Annotated in this window: 18 protein-coding genes; 17 read left to right on the forward strand and 1 reads right to left on the reverse strand. The window is 72.5% G+C overall.

The genetic code is table 11. The annotated features are described in order from the left end of the window. The first annotated feature begins 2 nt into the window (after positions 1-2). The 15 genes from ACIQCJ_RS24150 to fusA all read left to right on the forward strand — a co-directional run bounded on the left by ACIQCJ_RS24150 (position 3) and on the right by fusA (position 17,014). Complete coding sequence (locus ACIQCJ_RS24150; protein ID WP_188285194.1) at positions 3-308, forward strand: DUF6167 family protein; 306 nt, start codon at positions 3-5, stop codon at positions 306-308. Next, entirely contained in the window at positions 308-2,977 is a 2,670-nt protein-coding gene (alaS, locus tag ACIQCJ_RS24155) for an alanine--tRNA ligase (protein ID WP_391160801.1), read from the forward strand. Before ACIQCJ_RS24150 ends, alaS begins: the two co-directional genes overlap by 1 nt. Before the next feature lie 44 nt (positions 2,978-3,021). After that, positions 3,022-3,486, forward strand: coding sequence for a Holliday junction resolvase RuvX (gene ruvX, locus ACIQCJ_RS24160; protein ID WP_402712548.1), 465 nt, complete (start codon positions 3,022-3,024; stop codon positions 3,484-3,486). Between the two features lie 102 nt (positions 3,487-3,588). Then, entirely contained in the window at positions 3,589-5,520 is a 1,932-nt protein-coding gene (gene mltG, locus ACIQCJ_RS24165) for an endolytic transglycosylase MltG (protein ID WP_402712480.1), read from the forward strand. 18 nt (positions 5,521-5,538) lie between these two features. Next, positions 5,539-6,387 (forward strand): shikimate dehydrogenase, encoded by an 849-nt coding sequence (locus ACIQCJ_RS24170; RefSeq protein WP_402712482.1) that lies wholly within the window; start codon positions 5,539-5,541, stop codon positions 6,385-6,387. Between the two features lie 136 nt (positions 6,388-6,523). After that, a complete protein-coding gene (aroC, locus tag ACIQCJ_RS24175; RefSeq protein WP_355348737.1) occupies positions 6,524-7,708 on the forward strand; it encodes a chorismate synthase in 1,185 nt (394 codons plus the stop codon). Then, positions 7,705-8,220, forward strand: coding sequence for a shikimate kinase (locus tag ACIQCJ_RS24180; RefSeq protein WP_355348740.1), 516 nt, complete (start codon positions 7,705-7,707; stop codon positions 8,218-8,220). The genes aroC and ACIQCJ_RS24180 overlap by 4 nt, the downstream gene beginning before the upstream one ends. Next, on the forward strand, positions 8,217-9,323 hold the full coding sequence (gene aroB / locus ACIQCJ_RS24185; protein WP_355348743.1) for a 3-dehydroquinate synthase: 1,107 nt from the start codon (positions 8,217-8,219) through the stop codon (positions 9,321-9,323). Before ACIQCJ_RS24180 ends, aroB begins: the two co-directional genes overlap by 4 nt. Then, entirely contained in the window at positions 9,320-9,760 is a 441-nt protein-coding gene (gene aroQ, locus ACIQCJ_RS24190) for a type II 3-dehydroquinate dehydratase (RefSeq protein ID WP_355348746.1), read from the forward strand. Before aroB ends, aroQ begins: the two co-directional genes overlap by 4 nt. 129 nt (positions 9,761-9,889) lie before the next feature. Continuing rightward, positions 9,890-10,594 carry an AAA family ATPase gene (locus ACIQCJ_RS24195; protein ID WP_391160793.1) on the forward strand — a complete coding sequence of 235 codons (705 nt, stop codon included), beginning with the start codon at positions 9,890-9,892 and terminating at the stop codon, positions 10,592-10,594. Between the two features lie 162 nt (positions 10,595-10,756). Further along, entirely contained in the window at positions 10,757-11,860 is a 1,104-nt protein-coding gene (locus ACIQCJ_RS24200) for a M24 family metallopeptidase (RefSeq protein WP_355348750.1), read from the forward strand. 55 nt (positions 11,861-11,915) lie between these two features. Continuing rightward, a complete protein-coding gene (efp, locus tag ACIQCJ_RS24205) occupies positions 11,916-12,482 on the forward strand; it encodes an elongation factor P (RefSeq protein ID WP_188285184.1) in 567 nt (188 codons plus the stop codon). A gap of 2 nt (positions 12,483-12,484) precedes the next feature. Continuing rightward, entirely contained in the window at positions 12,485-12,910 is a 426-nt protein-coding gene (nusB, locus tag ACIQCJ_RS24210; RefSeq protein ID WP_188285183.1) for a transcription antitermination factor NusB, read from the forward strand. A gap of 108 nt (positions 12,911-13,018) precedes the next feature. Further along, on the forward strand, positions 13,019-14,482 hold the full coding sequence (locus tag ACIQCJ_RS24215) for a pyridoxal phosphate-dependent decarboxylase family protein (RefSeq protein WP_402712484.1): 1,464 nt from the start codon (positions 13,019-13,021) through the stop codon (positions 14,480-14,482). 471 nt (positions 14,483-14,953) lie between these two features. Then, a complete protein-coding gene (gene fusA / locus ACIQCJ_RS24220) occupies positions 14,954-17,014 on the forward strand; it encodes an elongation factor G (RefSeq protein ID WP_402712485.1) in 2,061 nt (686 codons plus the stop codon). A gap of 274 nt (positions 17,015-17,288) precedes the next feature. Here fusA and bldD read toward each other — a convergent pair whose 3' ends face one another. Further along, positions 17,289-17,789 (reverse strand): transcriptional regulator BldD, encoded by a 501-nt coding sequence (bldD, locus tag ACIQCJ_RS24225; RefSeq protein WP_033174517.1) that lies wholly within the window; start codon positions 17,787-17,789, stop codon positions 17,289-17,291. Between the two features lie 185 nt (positions 17,790-17,974). Here bldD and pyrR point away from each other — a divergent pair, with 185 nt between their 5' ends. After that, positions 17,975-18,640 (forward strand): bifunctional pyr operon transcriptional regulator/uracil phosphoribosyltransferase PyrR, encoded by a 666-nt coding sequence (gene pyrR, locus ACIQCJ_RS24230; protein ID WP_355348764.1) that lies wholly within the window; start codon positions 17,975-17,977, stop codon positions 18,638-18,640. An 80-nt stretch (positions 18,641-18,720) separates the two neighbouring features. Further along, a complete protein-coding gene (locus tag ACIQCJ_RS24235; protein ID WP_391160785.1) occupies positions 18,721-19,731 on the forward strand; it encodes an aspartate carbamoyltransferase catalytic subunit in 1,011 nt (336 codons plus the stop codon).

The raw sequence follows: 19,731 nt of genomic DNA on the forward strand, positions 1-19,731 counted from the left end.
ACATGTTCCGCCGTATGTTCTGGTTCGTCACCGGCGCCGCCACCGGCGTCTGGGCCACCACCAAGGTCAACCGGGCGCTGCGCCGCCTCACGCCCGAGAGCCTCGCGGCGACCGCGGCCGACCGCGCGCTGGAGACCGGCGCGCGGCTGCGGGTGTTCGCCCAGGACGTACGGGCGGGCATGACGCAGCGCGAGAGCGAGCTCCAGGACGCGCTCGGCCTCACCGGCAGCGCCCCGCAATCCGAAATCCCGTCCGAACTCCCGGCACCGCGCCGGAGCATTGCGTACAACCGGAAGGACGAACACTGATGGAGTCGGCAGAAATCCGCCGCCGCTGGCTGCGCTTCTTCGAGGAGCGCGGGCACACCGTTGTCCCTTCGGCGTCGCTCATCGCGGACGACCCGACTCTGCTGCTGGTCCCGGCGGGCATGGTCCCGTTCAAGCCGTACTTCCTCGGTGAGGTCAAGCCGCCCTTCGACCGCGCCACCAGCGTGCAGAAGTGCGTCCGCACCCCGGACATCGAAGAGGTCGGCAAGACCACCAGGCACGGCACGTTCTTCCAGATGTGCGGCAACTTCTCCTTCGGCGACTACTTCAAGGAAGGCGCCATCAAGTACGCCTGGGAGCTGCTCACCGGCTCCCTGGAGGACGGTGGCTACGGCCTGGAGGCCGACCGGCTCTGGATCACCGTCTACCAGGAGGACGACGAGGCCGAGCAGATCTGGCGCGACGTCATCGGCGTCCCCGCCGAGCGCATCCAGCGCCTCGGCATGGGCCCCAACTTCTGGTCCATGGGCGTCCCCGGACCCTGCGGCCCCTGCTCCGAGATCAACTACGACCGCGGCCCCGAGTTCGGCGTCGAGGGCGGCCCCGCCGTCAACGACGAGCGGTACGTGGAGATCTGGAACCTGGTCTTCATGCAGTACGTACGTGGCGCCGGTGAGGGCAAGGAGAGCTTCCCGATCCTCGGCGACCTGCCCAGCAAGAACATCGACACCGGCCTCGGCCTCGAACGCCTCGCGATGATCCTGCAGGGCGTGCAGAACATGTACGAGACCGACACCCTGCGCGTCGTCATGGACCGCGCCACCGAACTGACCGGCGTGCGCTACGGCCAGGCCCACGACACCGACGTGTCGCTGCGCGTGGTCGCCGACCACATCCGCACCTCCGTGATGCTGATCGGCGACGGCGTCACCCCCGGCAACGAGGGGCGCGGCTACGTCCTGCGCCGCATCATGCGCCGCGCCATCCGCAATATGCGGCTGATGGGCGCCACCGGACCGGTCGTCGCCGAACTGGCCGACGTCGTCATCAAGACCATGGGCGAGCAGTACCCGGAGCTGATCTCGGACCGCAAGCGGATCGAGACGGTCGCCATCGCCGAGGAGACCGCCTTCCTCAAGGCCCTCAGCGGCGGCACCAACATCCTCGACACCGCCATCACCGAGACCAAGTCGGCCGGCGGCAGCGTGCTCCCCGGCGACAAGGCGTTCCTGCTCCACGACACCTGGGGCTTCCCGATCGACCTCACCCTCGAAATGGCCTCGGAACAGGGCCTGTCGGTGGACGAGGAGGGCTTCCGCCGCCTGATGAAGGAGCAGCGGGACCGCGCCAAGGCCGACGCCCGCGCCAAGAAGACCGGCCACGCCGACCTGTCCGCCTACCGCGAGGTCGCCGACCGCTCCGGCAGCACCGAGTTCACCGGCTACACCCAGAACCACAACGAGGCCACCGTCGTCGGTCTGCTGGTCGACGGTGTCCCGTCGCCCGCCGCCACCGAGGGCGACGAGATCGAAGTGGTGCTCGACCGCACCCCGTTCTACGCCGAGGGCGGCGGCCAGCTCGCCGACACCGGCCGCATCCGCGCCGACAACGGCGCTGTGATCGAGATCCGCGACGTCCAGCAGCCGGTGCCCGGCGTCAGCGTGCACAAGGGCGTCGTCCAGGTCGGCGAGGTCACCGTCGGGGCCGGGGTGCTGGCCCAGATCGACCTCGTACGCCGCCGCGCCATCGCCCGCGCCCACAGCGCCACCCACCTGACCCACCAGGCGCTGCGCGACGCCCTCGGCCCGACGGCCGCCCAGGCCGGTTCCGAGAACGCCCCCGGCCGCTTCCGCTTCGACTTCGGCTCCCCGGCCGCCGTCCCCGGCACCGTCCTCACCGACGTCGAGCAGAAGATCAACGAGGTGCTCGCCCGCGAACTGGACGTCACCGCCGAGGTCCTGCCGATCGCCGAGGCCAAGAGGCAGGGCGCCATCGCCGAATTCGGCGAGAAGTACGGCGAGCGGGTCCGGGTCGTCACCATCGGCGACTTCTCCAAGGAGCTGTGCGGCGGCACCCATGTGCACAACACCGCGCAGCTCGGCCTGGTGAAGCTGCTCGGCGAGTCCTCGATCGGCTCCGGCGTGCGCCGGGTCGAAGCCCTCGTCGGCGTGGACGCCTACCACTTCCTCGCCCGCGAGCACACGGTCGTCGCCCAGCTCACCGAGCTGGTCAAGGGCCGCCCCGAGGAGCTGCCCGACAAGATCTCCGGGATGCTCGCCAAGCTCAAGGACGCCGAGAAGGAGATCGAGCGCTTCCGCGCGGAGAAGGTCCTCCAGGCCGCCGCAGGGCTCGCCGAGAGCGCCGCCGACATCAAGGGCGTCGCCCTGGTCGCCGGTACCGTCCCCGAGGGCACCGGCGCCGACGACCTGCGCAAGCTCGTCCTCGACGTCCGCCAGCGGATCGGCGGCGGACGCCCCGGCGTCGTCGCCCTCTTCACCGTCGCCAACGGCCGCCCGCTGACCGTCATCGCCACCAACGAGGCCGCCCGCGAGCGCGGCATCAAGGCCGGCGAGCTGGTCCGCACCGCCGCCAAGACCCTCGGCGGCGGAGGCGGCGGCAAGGACGACGTGGCCCAGGGCGGCGGCCAGAACCCGGCCGCGGTCCAGGACGCCGTCGAGGCCGTCCAGCGCCTGGTGGGCGAGAAGGCGTGACGGACGGTTCGCCGGATCCGAGCCGCCCGGGGCGGGAAGGCGGCATGAGGAGGGGCCGGAGGATCGCGGTGGACGTCGGGGACGCCCGCATCGGGGTCGCCTCGTGCGACCCCGACGGAATCCTCGCCACGCCGGTCGAGACGGTGCCCGGCCGGGACGTGTCCGCGGCGCTGCGGCGGCTCGCCGCGATCGTGGCGGAGTACGAGCCGATCGAGGTCGTCGTCGGGCTGCCGCGCTCCCTCAACGGGGGCGAGGGCCCGGCGGCGGCCAAGGTCCGCGGCTTCGCCCAGCATGTGGCGAAAGTCATCTCGCCGGTTCCGGTGCGCCTGGTGGACGAACGCATGAGTACGGTCACGGCCACGCAAGGGCTCCGCGCCTCCGGAGTGAAGGCGAAAAAGGGACGCTCCGTAGTGGATCAGGCTGCCGCGGTCATTATTTTGCAAAGTGCGCTGGAGACCGAACGAGTGTCGGGTAAAGCTCCGGGCGAGAGCGTCGAAGTGGTCATCTGATCGCGATACGGTAACGTCTCGCGCGACACGGCGGCGCCCCTCGGGCGCCGCCCGTTTCACAGGGTCGGCAAGCCGGTTGCAGACCGCGTACCAAGGGGACCGATGACTGACTATGGCCGGGGCGCCGGCTCCGAACCGTGGCATCCCGAGGACCCGCTCTTCGGTGACGGCTACGACCAGGCGCAGCAGCCCTACCCGCCGCAGCAGCAGGTGCCGTACCCGCAGGCGGAGTACGACCCCTACGCCACCGGTCAGCACCAGCAGCAGTACCCGCAGCAGCAGGGCGGCCAGCAGTACCCCCAGACCCCGCAGCAGTACGAGCAGCAGGGGTACCCGCAGCAGCAGCCGCAGCACCCGCAGGGGCAGTACCAGCCCCAGCAGCACCCCCAGCAGCACCCTCAACAGCAGCAGTACCCGCAGGCGCAGTACGACGGCTACGACACCGGCTCCCACTCGGTCGGCGGATACGGCCACCAGGACCCGTATGGCGGGCACCAGCCGCAGGATCCGTACGCGGGCGGCCCGCAGCCCGACTTCTACGGGCAGAACGGCTACCCGCCGCCGCAGCAGCCCCAGTACCGGCAGCAGCCGCAGGCGCCGTTCCAGGGCCACGGGCCCGGGCAGGGGCCGGGCGGTCCGGGACAGGGCGGTCTGAATCAGGGTGCTCCGGGGCAGGGTCAGCCGCAGGCGCCGCTGCACGGCCAGGGCCAGCCACAGGGCCAGGGCCCGGCGCAGGGCACGCAAGGCGTCCAGGGGGCGCAGGACGGTCACCCGCAGGAACCGGGCGCGCGCCCGCTGCGGACGGCTCCGGGCAACACCGGCGACTGGGACGCGGGGGAGGACGACGACCCGCGCGAGCACGCCTTCTTCTCCGGCCGTGACGACGACGATGACGACGCCCCCGCGACCACCAGCACGAGCGGCGGCGGCCGGCGCGCGGGCAAGTCGGCCCCCGCCAAGGGCGGCAAGAAGCGCCGCAGCGGCTGCGCGTGCCTGGTCGTCCTGGTCGTCCTGGGCGGCGGCCTCGGCGGCGTCGGTTACTTCGGCTACAACTTCTACCAGGACCGCTTCGGCCCGGCCCCCGACTACTCGGGCAACGGGGCGGGCGAGGTCCAGGTCGAGATCCCCAAGGGCTCGACGATCACCACCATGGGCAACATCCTCAAGTCCGACGGTGTGGTCAAGAGCGTCGACGCCTTCACCGCCGCAGCCCGCAAGAACCCCAAGGGCCAGTTCATCCAGGCGGGCGTCTACGTCCTCAACAAGCAGATGTCGGCGGCCTCGGCCGTCACGATGATGCTCGACCCCAAGTCCCAGAACGCGATGATCATCGCCGAGGGCATGCGCGACGCGCAGATCTACGACGCCATCGACAAGCGTCTCGGCCTCTCCGCGGGCAGTACGAAGAAGGTCGCGCACGACCAGGCCAAGAACCTCGGACTGCCGGACTGGGCGGACACCAGCTCCAAGGTGAAGGACCCGCTGGAAGGTTTCCTCTTCCCGTCCCGCTACGGCGTCGCCAAGGGCATGAAGCCCGAAGCGCTGCTGCGCGAGATGGTCGGCGAGGCGAAGAAGCAGTACGCCCAGTTCGACATGGTCGCCGAGGCGAAGAAGCAGAATCTCAGCTCGCCGCTGCAACTGCTCACCGTTGCCAGCCTGGTGCAGGCCGAGGGCAAGACCGACGACGACTTCCGCAAGATGGCCAAGGTCGTCTACAACCGGATGGTCCCCACCAACAAGGAGACCTTCGGACTGCTCCAGTTCGACTCGACGTACAACTACATCAAGAACACCAGCGCCACGAACATCAGCCTCGCCAAGATCAAGTCCCTGGACGACCCGTACAACACGTACAAGTACAAGGGCCTGCCGCCGGGGCCGATCGGCAACCCGGGCGTCGACGCGCTGAAGGCGGCGATGAACCCCGACAGCGGGAACTGGTACTACTTCATCTCGCTGGACGGCAAGACGACCAAGTTCACCTCGACGCACGCCGAGTTCCAGAAGCTCTACGACCAGTACAACAGCCAGTAGGACCGGGGCACTTCTTCCGTGGACACGACCGGACACCCGGGCACCCGCCGTGCGGCGGTGCTCGGGTCACCCATCGCGCACTCGCTCTCCCCGGTGCTGCACCGGGCCGCGTTCGAGGCGATGGGCCTCGCCGACGCGTGGCGCTACGACCGCTTCGAGGTCGACGAGGCCGCGCTGCCCGGCTTCATCGGCGGCCTCGACCCCGCCGTCTGGCGCGGTCTGTCGCTGACGATGCCGCTCAAGCGGGCCGTGATCCCGCTGCTGGACGAGATCACCGAGACGGCCGCGTCCGTGGAGGCCGTCAACACGGTCGTGCTCGGCCCCGATGGCCGCCGCAGGGGCGACAACACCGATATCCCCGGCATGCTCGCCGCCCTGCGGGAGCGCGGCATCACCTCCGCGCCGTCCGCGGCGGTCCTCGGCGCCGGGGCCACCGCCTCCTCCGCGCTGGCCGCGCTCGCGCGGCTCGGCACGGCCGAGGTCACCGCGTACGTGCGCGGCCCGGCGCGCGCCGCCGAGATGCGGCAGTGGGGCGACCGCCTCGGTGTCGCCGTGCGCGTCGCCGACTGGGCCGACGCCGCCAAGGCCCTCGACGAGCCGCTGGTCATCGCCACCACCCCGGCCGGCGCCGCCGACCACCTCGCCGCCGCCGTCCCGCCCACCCCCGGCGCCCTCTTCGACGTCCTCTACGATCCCTGGCCCACCCCGCTGGCCGCCGCCTGGTCCCGCCGCGACGCCCCGGTCGTCGGCGGCCTCGACCTCCTGGTCCACCAGGCCGTCCTCCAGATCGAGCAGTACACCGGCCACGCCCCCGCCCCCCTCGCGGCCATGCGCGCGGCGGGCGAGGCCGCGCTGCCGCGGGGGTGACGGTTCCGGCCGGTCGCTGTCCGCACGGTGGACCGTGTCGGGGCACGGCACGTCGGCGTGGGAGGATCGGGGGACAGGACGGCACGCCGTTGCTCGGGGGCGGCCGGACCGGGACGCGCACATCGAGGGAGCACCGTTGAGCAGGTTGCGCTGGCTGACCGCGGGGGAGTCGCACGGACCCGCACTCGTCGCGACGTTGGAGGGGCTGCCGTCCGGGGTGCCGGTCACCACGGAGTTGGTGGCGGACGCGCTGGCGCGGCGGCGGCTGGGATACGGGCGCGGGGCGCGGATGAAGTTCGAGCGCGACGAGGTGACCTTCCTGGGCGGCGTACGGCACGGCCTCACCATGGGCAGCCCGGTGGCCGTGATGGTGGGCAACACCGAGTGGCCCAAGTGGGAACAGGTCATGTCGGCCGACCCGGTGGACCCGGAGATCCTGGCGGGCCTGGCGCGCAACGCGCCGCTGACCCGGCCGCGACCCGGCCACGCGGACCTGGCGGGAATGCAGAAGTACGACCTGGACGAGGCACGGCCGGTGCTGGAGCGGGCCAGCGCGCGGGAGACCGCGGCGCGGGTGGCGCTGGGCGCGGTCGCGCGGTCGTACCTGAAGGAGACCGCGGGCATCGAGATCGTCTCGCACGTGGTGGAACTGGCCGGGGCGAAGGCGCCCTACGGCGTGGTGCCGGTGCCCGGCGACGAGGAGCGGCTGGACGCGGACCCGGTGCGCTGCCTGGACGCGGACGCGAGCAAGGCGATGGTCGCGGAGATCGACCAGGCCCACAAGGACGGCGACACGCTCGGCGGCGTCGTGGAAGTGCTGGCGTACGGAGTGCCGGTCGGCCTCGGTTCGCACGTGCACTGGGACCGCAGGCTCGACGCACGGCTGGCCGCCGCGCTGATGGGCATCCAGGCGATCAAGGGCGTCGAGGTCGGCGACGGCTTCGACCTGGCCCGGGTGCCCGGCTCCAAGGCGCACGACGAGATCGTGCCGGGCCCCGACGGCGTCCGGCGCGCCTCCGGCAGGTCCGGCGGCACCGAGGGCGGCATGAGCACCGGAGAGGTGCTGCGGGTCCGCGCCGCGATGAAGCCGATCGCCACCGTGCCCCGCGCACTCGCCACCATCGACGTCACCACCGGCGAGGTCGCCCAGGCCCACCATCAGCGCTCCGACGTGTGCGCGGTGCCCGCGGCGGGCATCGTCGCCGAGGCGATGGTCGCCCTGGTGCTGGCCGACGCGGTCGCGGAGAAGTTCGGCGGCGACTCGGTCGTACAGACCCGGCGCAGCGTCCGCGGCTTCCTCGACAACCTGGCGATCAAGTGACCGGCCCGGCGATCGTCCTCGTCGGCCCGCCCGGAGCGGGCAAGACCACCGTCGGCCGCGCGCTCGCCGACCGGCTGGGCACCACGTACCGCGACACCGACGCCGATGTGGAGGCCGTCGCGGGCAAGCCGATCCCCGAGATCTTCATCGACGACGGCGAGCCGCGCTTCCGCGAGCTGGAACGCGCCGCGGTCCGCACCGCCGTCGCCGAGCACGAGGGAGTGCTGTCGCTGGGCGGCGGCGCCGTCATGGACGGCCCCACCCGCGACCTGCTGGCCGGTCTGCCGGTGGTCTTCCTCGACGTCGGCCTGCACCAGGCCGTCCGCCGCGTCGGCCTGGACGCGCCGCGCCCGCTGCTCGCGGTCAACCCGCGCCAGCAGTGGCGCGAGCTGATGGACGTACGCCGCCCGCTGTACACGGAGATCGCCCGCGCCGTGGTCAGCACCGACGACCGCACCCCCGAGGACGTGGCCGAGGCCGTCCTCGACGCACTCCAACTGAAGGACGCATGAGCGAGAACGACGCGGTGGCGCCCCCCACCCGTATCCAGGTCGGTGCCACGGCGGGCACCGAGGCGTACGAGGTGCTGGTCGGTCACCAGCTCCTCGGCGAACTGCCGGGACTGATCGGGCCCAAGGCGCGCCGGGTGGCCGTCCTGCACCCCGAGGCGCTGGCCGGGACCGGCGAGGCGATCCGCGAGGACCTCGCGGAGCAGGGCTTCGAGGCCATCGCCATCCAGCTCCCGAACGCCGAGGAGGCCAAGACCGCCGAGGTCGCCGCCTACTGCTGGAAGGCGCTCGGCCAGACCGGCTTCACCCGCACCGACGTGATCGTCGGCGTCGGCGGCGGCGCCACCACCGACCTGGCCGGTTTCGTGGCCGCGACCTGGCTGCGCGGAGTGCGCTGGATCGCCGTGCCCACCACCGTGCTCGGCATGGTCGACGCGGCCGTCGGCGGCAAGACCGGCATCAACACCGCGGAGGGCAAGAATCTTGTCGGCGCCTTCCACCCGCCCGCCGGAGTCCTCTGCGACCTCGCCGCGCTCGCCTCGCTGCCGGTCAACGACTACGTCAGCGGCCTCGCCGAGATCATCAAGGCCGGGTTCATCGCCGACCCCGGCATCCTCGACCTGATCGAGTCCGACCCGGCCGCCGCCCGCGGCCCGGAGGGCCCGCACACCGGCGAGCTGATCGAACGCGCCATCCGGGTCAAGGCCGAGGTCGTCTCCGCGGATCTCAAGGAGTCCGGCCTCCGCGAGATCCTCAACTACGGCCACACGCTGGCGCACGCGATCGAGAAGAACGAGCGCTACAACTGGCGGCACGGCGCCGCCGTCTCCGTCGGCATGGTCTTCGCCGCCGAACTCGGCCGCCTGGCCGGGCGGTTGGACGACGCGACCGCCGACCGGCACCGCGCCGTCCTGGAGTCCGTCGGACTGCCGCTGACCTACCGCGGCGACCAGTGGCCGAAGCTGGTGGAGACCATGAAGGTCGACAAGAAGTCCCGCGGCGACATGCTGCGCTTCATCGTCCTCGACGGACTCGCCAAGCCGACCGTGCTGGAGGGCCCCGACCCGGCCGTCCTGCTCGCCGCCTACGGGGAGGTCTCCGCGTGACCACCCGCGTCCTGGTGCTCAACGGCCCCAATCTCGGGCGCCTCGGCTCCCGCGAGCCCGACGTCTACGGCGCGACCTCGTACGCCGGTCTGGTCGAGGAGTGCACCAAGCTCGGCGCCGAGCTGGGCTTCGACGTCGAGGTCCGCGAGACCAACGACGAGGCGGAGCTGATCGGCTGGCTGCACGAGGCGGCCGACGGCCGGATTCCCGTCGTCCTCAACCCCGGCGCCTTCACGCACTACTCCTACGCGATGCGCGACGCCGCCGCGCAGCGGACCGCGCCGCTGATCGAGGTGCACATCTCCAACCCGTACGCGCGCGAGGCGTTCCGGCACAACTCCGTCGTGGCCGCCGTCGCCTCCGGTACGGTCGCCGGATTCGGCATCGGCTCGTACCGGCTGGCGCTGCGCGCCCTCGCGGAGGACGGCGGCTCCTAGCGGGGCACCCTGGAGGAGCGCGGCTCGTTCACACAACGGCCGTCAGGGGCTGTACCGTTCCGTGTCGAACGGGTTCGTTACCGGCCGGTTCAAGAAGCTGGTCCTCCGTACGGGATGGAGTGGGGCGAGATGCAGCACGCTGTGGGGGCGCCGCAGCCCGGTGGCCCCACCCCGCCCCAGGGGACGGGCGTCAGTACGGGGCACTTCCCGTTGTCGTCGCCCGCGCCCGTGCAGGTCCCGGCGCCGCACGGCAACGGCTCGCTGTCCGGCGCCTCGCACGGCCCGATAGCCGTGCTGCTGATCGGCGCGGCGGGGGCGGGCAAGACGACGATCGCGCGGCACTGGGCCGACCACCGCGGCGCGCCGACCGCGCACATCAGCCTGGACGACGTACGCGAATGGGTGCGGGCCGGTTTCGCCGACCCGCAGGCGGGGTGGAACGAGCACTCCGAGGCGCAGTACCGGCTGGCCCGCCGCACCTGCGGCTTCGCCGCCCGTAATTTCCTGGCCAACGGCGTCTCCTGCATCATCGACGACGCCGTCTTCCCCGACCGCCCCGCCGTCGGCCTCGGCGGCTGGAAGCGGCACGTCGGGCCCGGCCTGCTCCCCGTCGTCCTGCTCCCGGGACTGGACGTCGTCCTGACCCGCAACGCGGAGCGCACCGGCAACCGCCGCCTGTCGGACGAGGAAGTCGCCCGGATCCACGGCCGTATGGCGGGCTGGTACGGCTCGGGCCTGCCCATCATCGACAACTCCCAGCTCGACGTGGTCTCCGCCGCCGCCGCCCTCGACCGCGTCGTGGCCCGCAGCGCCCAGGGCCCGCCCGTCTGGTAGCCCGCCCGCACGATCCGGCGGCGGCGGGCGAGCGGCCCGCGTACGGGCTCACGCGGCAGGTGAGCCTTCGGCGGTACGGGAGCAGGCGGCGGCCGGCGGCCCGGCGCCACGGGTGGACGCGCTCAGGAAGCCGGGCCGCCGACGCGCCCATACGCTCGCCACATGTCCGAGGTGCACGCAGCACGCAGAGCACGGCTGCGCGACCGGTGCGCGGCGAACGGCGCGTCCGCCGCGCTGGTGACCCGTCCCGCGAACATCCGCTACCTGACCGGCTGCGCGCCGCAGGGCGCGGCGCTGCTGATCGGCCCGGACGACGACGCGCTGGTGCACCTCACACCGCCGCAGGACGACCGCGACGAACCGCTGCCCGGCGACCTGCGCGCGGTGGTGCTGGCGACGCCGGACGGCGACGCGGCGGTGGCCGCCGCCGACCTGGCCCGCGAGCACCGCGCCGACTCCCTCGCCGTCGAGGAGCACCACCTGACGGTGACCCGGCACCGGGCGATCAGCTCGGTCGTCGGCGCGCTCCCGCTGTCCGACCTCGGCGGCGCCGTCGAACAGCTCCGGCTGGTCAAGGACGAGCACGAGATCGCCAACCTCAGGATCGCCGCGGAGATCGCCGACCAGGCCCTCGGCGAGCTGCTGGAGTCGATCCTGGTCGGCCGCACCGAACGGCACCTCGCCCTGGAGCTGGAGCGCCGCCTGGTCGACCACGGCGCCGAGGGCCCCGCCTTCCGCACCTCCGTCGGCACCGGGCCGAACTCCGGCGCGCCCCGGCACGTGCCGACCGACCGCCGCGTCGAGGAGGGCGACTTCCTGACCGTCCGGCTCGGCGCCCGCTACCGCGGCTACCGCTGCGAAGTCGGCCGTACGTTCGTCATCGGCACCGCTCCAGCAGCCTGGCAGATCGACCTCTACGAGCTGGTGTTCGCCGCCCAGCGGGCCGGCCGCGAGGCGCTCGCACCCGGTGTGGCCTGCCGAGACGTCGACCACGCGACCCGGAGCCCGCTCACCGCCGCCGGCCACGCGGAGGGTCTGGCACAGTGGTCGGGACACGGCGTGGGTCTGGAAATCGACGAGGACCCTCGGCTGTCACCTGCGGCCATGGGTAAACTGGACGCTTGCGTGCCGGTCACCGTCGAACCGGGGGTCCACCTTCCGGGCCGCGGCGGTGTCCGCATCGACGACACACTCGTCGTACGTCCACTGGCGGACGGCGGGCCCGAGCTACTCACCATCACGACCAAGGAACTGCTCGCCCTGTGACGGGCGCGTGCCCTCCTCGGTCCCCGAAGCAGCACTTTCAGGAGATTCCGCAACCGTGGCCACCACGAACGACCTCAAGAACGGCCTCGTGCTCAAGCTCGACAGCGGCCAGCTCTGGACCGTAGTCGAGTTCCAGCACGTCAAGCCCGGCAAGGGCCCCGCCTTCGTGCGCACCAAGCTGAAGCACGTGCTCTCCGGGAAGGTCGTCGACAAGACCTTCAACGCGGGCGTGAAGGTCGAGACCGCCAACGTCGACAAGCGCGGCATGCAGTTCTCCTACAAGGACGGCACCGACTTCGTCTTCATGGACACCGAGACCTACGACCAGATCATCATCGCGCCCGAGACGGTCGGCGACGCCGCCAACTACCTCCTCGAGGGCTTCGAGGCGGTCGTGGCGATGTACGAGGGCTCCGCGCTCTACGTCGAGCTGCCCGCCTCCGTCGAGCTGGTCATCGAGTACACCGAGCCCGGCGTCCAGGGCGACCGCTCCACCGGCGGCTCCAAGCCCGCCCGCCTGGAGACCGGTTACGAGATCGGCGTCCCGCTCTTCATCACCACGGGTGAGAAGGTCAAGGTCGACACCCGTACGGGCGACTACCTCGGCCGGGTGAACAGCTAACCGTGGCTGCCCGGAACAAGGCCCGCAAGCGGGCCTTCCAGATCCTCTTCGAGGCGGAACAGCGGGGCGTCGACCCCAAGACCGCCATGGCGGACTGGATCCGGCTCGCCAGGACCGACGACCGGCAGCCGCCGGTCACCGAGTACACGATGCGGCTCGTCGAGGGCTGTGAGGCGCACGCCGAGCGGATCGACGAACTGCTGTCCAGCTACTCCGTCGGCTGGTCGCTCGACCGGATGCCGGTCGTGGACCGCAATGTGCTGAGGCTCGGCACGTACGAGCTGCTCTGGGAGGACGACGTCCCGGACGCGGTCGTGCTGGACGAGGCGGTGCAGCTCGCCAAGGAGTTCTCCACCGACGAGTCACCGGCCTTCGTCAACGGGCTGCTGGCCCGGCTGATGGAACTGAAGCCGACGCTCAAGCGGTAGGAACCGCGCCCGAGCGCCCGGCCCGTCCTTCCGGGCCCGAAGCAGAAGTTGAACAATATTCTGCTTCGGGCCTGGTGTGTGTCCTGGCGCTGGCCTAGATTCCCGCGCATGGACGAAACGGACGACCGGACCGACGACGCGATCCTGAAGCACCTCGCCGGACTGCGCGCCGCCGACCTGCCCGTGCACGGCGGACGGACGATGGCGTACGTCTACGACGCGGGACTCGACGGGCTCGACGATCTGGCGGCGAGCGCCCAGGCCGCCTTCGCGGGCGTCAACGGCCTCGACATGACCGCCTTCCCCAGCGTGGTCGCGCTGGAGAACGACGTCGTGGGGCGGGCGGCGGCCGTGCTCGGCGGCGGCCCGCGGACGGCGGGCACCTTCACCAGCGGCGGCACCGAGAGCTGCCTGCTGGCCGTTCTCACCGCCCGCGAGCACGCCCGCAGGACGCGCGGCGTCACCGCCCCCGAGATCGTGCTCCCCGTCACCGCGCACGCCGCCTTCCACAAGGCCGCGGCGCTCTTCGGACTCACCGTCGTGAGCGTCCCGGTGGACCCGGAGACCTTCCGGGTGCGGGCCGAGGACATGACAGCCGCCATCGGCCCCCGTACCGCCCTCGTCGTCGTCTCCGCGCCCTCCTACGCGCACGGCGTGCTCGACCCGGTCGCCGAGGTGGCGCGGGCCGCAGCGGAACGCGGCACGCTGTGCCACGTGGACGCCTGCATCGGCGGCTGGTACCTGGCGCACCGGCGGCTGGCCGACGGCATCGCGCCGCCGCCCGCCTTCGACCTCGCGGTGCCCGGCGTCACCTCGCTCTCGGTCGACCTGCACAAGTACGGCTACACGCCCAAGGGCGCCTCCGTGCTGCTCTTCCGGGACGCGGAACTGCGCAGGCACGGCTGGTTCGCGCACGCCTCCTGGCCGGGCTACCCCGTCGTCAACGCGACCTTGCAGGGCACCAAGTCCGCCGGGCCGCTCGCCGCCGCCTGGGCGGTGCTGCGCAGGGTCGGCACCGACGGGTACACCGACCTGTCCCGCCGCGTGCACGCGGCGACCGTACGGCTGGTCGAGGGGATCGGCCGGATCGAGGGGCTGCGGGTGCTCGGCGCCCCCGAGGCGTCGCTGGTGGCCGTCGCCTCCGCCGACCCGGCGCTCGACCCGTTCGTGGTCGCGGACGAGATGCGGCTGCTCGGCTGGTACCTCCAGCCGCAGCCCGCCTTCGGCGGCTCACCGTCCAATGTGCACCTCACGGTCACCGCCGCCGTCGCGGACCCGGACCGGATCGACGAACTCCTCGCCCAGCTGGCCGACGCCGTGACCAGGGCCCGCGCGTACGGCCCGACCGCCGTCGACCCCGGACTCGTGGAGTTGGCCGCCGCGCTCGACCCGGACACCCTCGGCCCCGACGAGGTGGCGCTCGCCCTCCAGTTCGCGGGCGTCGGCCCCGGCGGCGCGCTGCCCGACCGCATGGCCCCCGTCCTCGCCGTCCTCCAGGCCCTGCCCCCGCGCCTCACCGAACGCCTGCTGCCCGAGGTCGTCTCCCGGATGTACGCGAGCGCCCCGGCCTGACGCCGCCCGCCACCGAGCCCGCCCCGCCGCACCGGAAAAACCCGGTGCGGCGACCGGAGCCGCCTCCCTACACTCGGCACGCGTCCACGCGCCGCCACCATCGGACGGCGCGTGCCATGACGAGTGAACGGACCAGTGAGGGGAGCCCGGCCGTGCGTCACCGCAGCGCAGTCGTCGTTCCCCCGACCCGGCACCGGGTGATTCTGGTGTCTCGGTCCGCCCGGTGCCCGCTGCGCGGCCGGCACCGTGGCCCCGTGACGCCCGCCTGACCCCGTCGGGCCCCCGACCGATCCGCTCGACCCCGCCGCCCTGCCTGCCAGGCCCGCCGCCGTACCCCGTACGCCCGGACACCCGGGCGCGGCTCGGCGCTACGACCGCGCGGCTTCACAGCTCTCCGGACGGGGCCACATCGGTCGTACGTCACGACAATCGCGCCGCCACCTCACCGGATCATCCGAAAGGTCACAGGCCGTGCGCAGCAACCCGAACCGTCCGTCCGTACCGGCACTCGCCGACGTCAGGAACCTGGGCATCCTCGCCCACGTGGACGCGGGCAAGACCACCGTCACCGAACGGTTCCTCTACCTCACCGGCGCCACCCACAAGCGCGGCGAGGTCCACGACGGGACGACCGTCACCGACTTCGACTCCCAGGAGCGCGACCGCGGCATCACCATCTTCGCCGCCGCGGTGAGCTGCGAGTGGGACGGGCACTGGTTCAACCTGATCGACACCCCGGGGCACGTCGACTTCGCCGACGAGGTGGAGCGCTCGCTGCGGGTGCTCGACGGCGCCATCGCCGTGTTCGACGCCGTAGCGGGCGTCGAGCCGCAGAGCGAGTCGGTGTGGCGGCAGGCGGACCGGCACGGCGTGCCGCGGATCGTCTTCGTCAACAAGCTGGACCGCGCGGGCGCCGATCTGGACCGGGCGGTCGACTCCATCCGACGGCGGCTGCACACCGTCCCGCTGGTCGTCCAGCTCCCGATCGGCCGGGAGGACGGCTTCACGGGCGTCGTCGACCTGCTGCGGATGCGCGCCCTGGTCTGGACGGACGGCGGCGGCCCGCGCGAAGGCGCGGTGCCCGACGAGCTGAAACAGGAGGCGGACCGGCGGCGACGGCTGCTGGAGGAGACGGTGGCGGAGCTGCACCCGGCCGCGCTGGAGGAATTCTGCGCGCGCTCGGCGCTGTCGGAGCCGACCCTGACGGCAGCCCTGCGCGACCTCACCCGCGGCGGAGAGGGCGTCGTGGTCCTCTGCGGCTCGGCTTACCGCGACCGCGGCATCGAACCGCTGCTGGACGCGGTGGCGGCCTATCTGCCGTCGCCGCTGGACGTGCCCCCGGTCCGGGGCACGCTCGACGGCCAAACGCGCGAACGCGCGGCCGACCCGGCGGAATCCTTCGCCGGGCTGGTGTTCAAGGTCAACTCGACCGCCACCGGGCGGCTGACCTGCCTGCGGATCTACGCGGGAAAGATCAGGAAGGGAGACACGGTGCTGGACGCGGGCACCGGGCGCGGCGAGCGGATCGGCCGCATCCTGCGGCTGCACGCCGACCGGCAGACCGAGCTGGAACAGGCGGTCGCCGGGGACATCGTCGCGGTGGTCGGGCCGAAGGCCGCCCGCGCGGGCACCACGCTGTGCGCGCCGGGCGCCCCGCTGGTGCTCGAACCCCCGGTGGCGGCCGACCCGGTCGTCTCCGTCGCGGTCGAGGCCGCCCGCAACACCGACACCGAACGGCTGGTGTCGGCGCTCGCACGGCTGGTCGAGGAGGACCCGTCGCTCGCTGTCAGGACCGATCCCGAGACCGGCCAGATGGTGCTCGCGGGCATGGGCGAACTGCACCTGGAGGTCGCGGTGGAGAAGATCCGCCGCGCCCACGGCCTGGAGGTCGGCGTCGGCCGCCCGCAGGTCGCCTACCGGGAGACGGTCGTCCGCGGGGTGACGGGCCATGTCCACCGGCATGTCAAACAGGACGGCGGGGCGGGGCAGTTCGCCCATGTCGTCATCGATGTGGCGCCGCTCGGCGCCAAGGAGGGGGAGGAGGAGTTCGTGTTCACCTCGACGGTGACCGGTGGCCGGGTGCCGCGCGAGTACGTTCGCGCGGTCGAGGACGGCTGCCGTGACGCTCTCGCGCAGGGGCCGCTGGGCGGTCACCCCGTGACGGGGGTGCGCGTCACGCTGACGGACGGGGCGACCCATGCGAAGGACTCCTCGGAGCTGGCTTTCCGCACGGCGGGCCGTTTCGCGCTCCGCGAGGCGCTGCGGGCCTCCGCGATGGTGCTGCTGGAACCGGTGACCGAGGTGACGGTCACCGTGCCCGAGAGCGCCGTGGGCGCCGTCCTCGGCGACCTGGCCGCGCGCCGCGGCCGGGTGACCGCCTCCGGCGTGGTGGCCATGGGCTCCACGGTCCTCACGGCGACCGTCCCCCTGGCCGAGCTGTTCGGTTACGCCACCGGGCTGCGGAGCCGCACGCATGGCCGTGGCACCTTCAGCACCTGCCCCGCGGGCTACCTCCCGGCCCCGTCGCGGTGACCAGGACCCCGGGGGTGCCGCTCGCGGTGTCGTCCCGAGTGCGGCGCCGCGTCGGCTGAGTGCGCGGTTCCCCGCGCCCCCGGGGAGTCGTCCGCTGTCCGGAAGACGGGAGGGCGGACCCGTCAGCGGCGCGGGGAACCGCGGGACACGTCGCGGCGGACCGCGCCCCTCGGGGCGGGTGCCCCGGAACGCGGAGCCGCCCGGTGCGGGCCCCGGAAAGGGGGCCCGCACCGGGCGGCGGGACGTTTCTGCACTATTCGGGCGAGCCGGGCGCCTAGCCCTCTTCGTGCTGGACCGCGCGCCGCGCGTCGGCGTCGAGGACGCCCCAGCCGATGAGCTGCTCGGTGAGTACGGACGGCGACTGGTCGTAGATCACGGCCAGGGTGCGGAGGTCGTCCTGGCGGATCGACAGCACCTTGCCGTTGTAGTCGCCGCGCTGGCTCTGGATCGTGGCGGCGTACCGCTGGAGAGGCCCGGCCTTCTCCGGCGGGACCTGGGACAGGCGCTCCAGGTCGAGGACGAGCTTCGGGGGCGGCTCGGCCGCCCCGCCGGGGGTCGTACCCGGCAGCAACTCCTGGACCGGAACTCCGTAGAAGTCCGCAAGCTCGGCGAGTCGCTGCACGGTCACGGCACGGTCGCCGCGCTCGTACGAGCCCACGACCACTGCCTTCCAGCGGCCCTGGGACTTCTCCTCGACGCCGTGCAGGGACAGGCCCTGCTGCGTGCGGATGGCCCGGAGCTTTGCTCCGAGCTGCTTGGCGTAATCGCTGGACATATGGCTCCCCGGACGGAAACTCGGTGACTCACTGTGAGGTTACGCAGCGTAATCCGTGCTCGTCAAGCCGGAAAGGGCCGATCGGTCGCTGACCTGGGCGCTCTGCGCCACCTGATACCGTTGCCGCGTACCCCTGACGTCCTTTAATGCCCGTCCCGTGAGGCGGGGAAGGAGGTCCCCGACCCATGGTCGAAGACCGCAGTACCCCGGAAGACCGCGATACCGCCGAGTGGAACCCCGCGCCCGCCCGTCCGGTGCTCGAAGCACCCGACATCGCGCGCGTCCTCACCCGTATCGCCCACGAGATCGTGGAACGCGCCAAGGGCGCGGACGACGTGGTGCTCCTCGGCATCCCGACCCGCGGCGTCTATCTGGCGCAGCGCCTGGCGGCCAAGCTCGCCGAGATCACCGGCCGCACGACGGCCGTCGGCTCCCTCGACATCACCATGTACCGCGACGACCTGCGGCTGCACCCGGCGCGCGCGCTGGCCCGCACCGAGATCCCGGCCACCGGGATCGACGGCAGGCTCGTCGTCCTCGTCGACGACGTGCTCTTCTCCGGCCGCACCATCCGCGCCGCCCTCGACGCGCTCAACGACATCGGCCGCCCCCGCGCCGTACAGCTCGCGGTCCTGGTCGACCGCGGCCACCGCGAACTGCCGATCAGGGCCGACTACGTCGGCAAGAACCTGCCCACCTCGCTGCGCGAGACCGTCAAGGTCCAGCTCACCGAGGAGGACGGCCGCGACACCGTCCTGCTCGGCCAGAAGGACGACAAGGACCGCGACCGGCGCGACCGCCGGGACCGGGACGACGCGGCGCCGCGCGAGGGCCTCCCGGCGGACGACTAGCGCACCCAGGACAGGACTCCCGCCGGGGTCCTGTGCTTCCGCGCGCCCTGACCCGCCCCAGCACCCCCGGAGTGACCCGCATGAAGCGCCACCTGATCTCGGCCGCCGACCTCAGCCGCGACGACGCCCTCCTCGTACTCGACACCGCCGAGGAAATGGCCCGCGTCGCCGACCGGCCCATCAAGAAACTGCCCACCCTGCGCGGCCGTACCGTCGTCAACCTCTTCTTCGAGGACTCGACGCGGACCCGCATCTCCTTCGAGGCCGCCGCCAAGCGGCTCTCCGCCGACGTCATCAACTTCTCCGCCAAGGGCTCCTCGGTCTCCAAGGGCGAATCCCTCAAGGACACCGCGCTGACGCTGGAGGCGATGGGCGCCGACGCCGTCGTCATCCGGCACGGCTCGTCCGGCGCGCCGCACCGCCTGGCCACCTCCGGCTGGATCAACGGCTCGGTGGTCAACGCGGGCGACGGCACCCACGAACACCCCACGCAGGCACTGCTGGACGCCTTCACCATGCGCCGCCACCTGTCCGGCGTCGGCCGCGACCTGGAGGGCCGCCGCGTCACCATCGTCGGCGACATCCTGCACAGCCGGGTCGCCCGCTCCAACGTGCTGCTGCTCAACACCCTCGGCGCGCGCGTCACCTTGGTCGCCCCGCCGACCCTGCTGCCGATCGGCGTCGAGCAGTGGCCGTGCGAGGTCAGCTACGACCTCGACGCGGTGCTCGCCAAGACCGACGCGCTGATGATGCTGCGCGTGCAGAGCGAGCGGATGAACGCCGCCTTCTTCCCCACCGAGCGCGAGTACACCCGGCGTTACGGCGTGGACGGACTGCGGATGGCGGTGCTGCCCGAGCACGCCATCGTCATGCACCCGGGGCCGATGAACCGCGGCATGGAGATCACCGCCGAGGTCGCCGACTCGCCGCGCTGCACCGTCGTGGAGCAGGTCGCCAACGGCGTCAGCACCCGGATGGCCGTGCTGTACCTGCTGCTCGGCGGCTCGGAACCGGCCATCGCCGCCACCGCGCCCGTCCCCGAGACCGCACCCGCGACGACCGGCCCCGCCCGTACCGAGGAGAGCAAGTAA

The sequence above is a fragment of the Streptomyces sp. NPDC093221 genome (assembly GCF_044753885.1).
Classification (GTDB): domain Bacteria; phylum Actinomycetota; class Actinomycetes; order Streptomycetales; family Streptomycetaceae; genus Actinacidiphila.

Coding starts and splice junctions, on each gene's coding strand:
- ACIQCJ_RS24150 (WP_188285194.1), top strand. CDS start 3: ATGTTCCGCCGTATGTTCTGGTTCGTCACCGGCGCCGCCACCGGCGTC.
- alaS (WP_391160801.1), top strand. CDS start 308: ATGGAGTCGGCAGAAATCCGCCGCCGCTGGCTGCGCTTCTTCGAGGAG.
- ruvX (WP_402712548.1), top strand. CDS start 3,022: ATGAGGAGGGGCCGGAGGATCGCGGTGGACGTCGGGGACGCCCGCATC.
- mltG (WP_402712480.1), top strand. CDS start 3,589: ATGACTGACTATGGCCGGGGCGCCGGCTCCGAACCGTGGCATCCCGAG.
- aroB (WP_355348743.1), top strand. CDS start 8,217: ATGAGCGAGAACGACGCGGTGGCGCCCCCCACCCGTATCCAGGTCGGT.
- ACIQCJ_RS24195 (WP_391160793.1), top strand. CDS start 9,890: ATGCAGCACGCTGTGGGGGCGCCGCAGCCCGGTGGCCCCACCCCGCCC.
- ACIQCJ_RS24200 (WP_355348750.1), top strand. CDS start 10,757: ATGTCCGAGGTGCACGCAGCACGCAGAGCACGGCTGCGCGACCGGTGC.
- ACIQCJ_RS24215 (WP_402712484.1), top strand. CDS start 13,019: ATGGACGAAACGGACGACCGGACCGACGACGCGATCCTGAAGCACCTC.
- bldD (WP_033174517.1), bottom strand. CDS start 17,789: ATGTCCAGCGATTACGCCAAGCAGCTCGGAGCAAAGCTCCGGGCCATC.
- pyrR (WP_355348764.1), top strand. CDS start 17,975: ATGGTCGAAGACCGCAGTACCCCGGAAGACCGCGATACCGCCGAGTGG.
- ACIQCJ_RS24235 (WP_391160785.1), top strand. CDS start 18,721: ATGAAGCGCCACCTGATCTCGGCCGCCGACCTCAGCCGCGACGACGCC.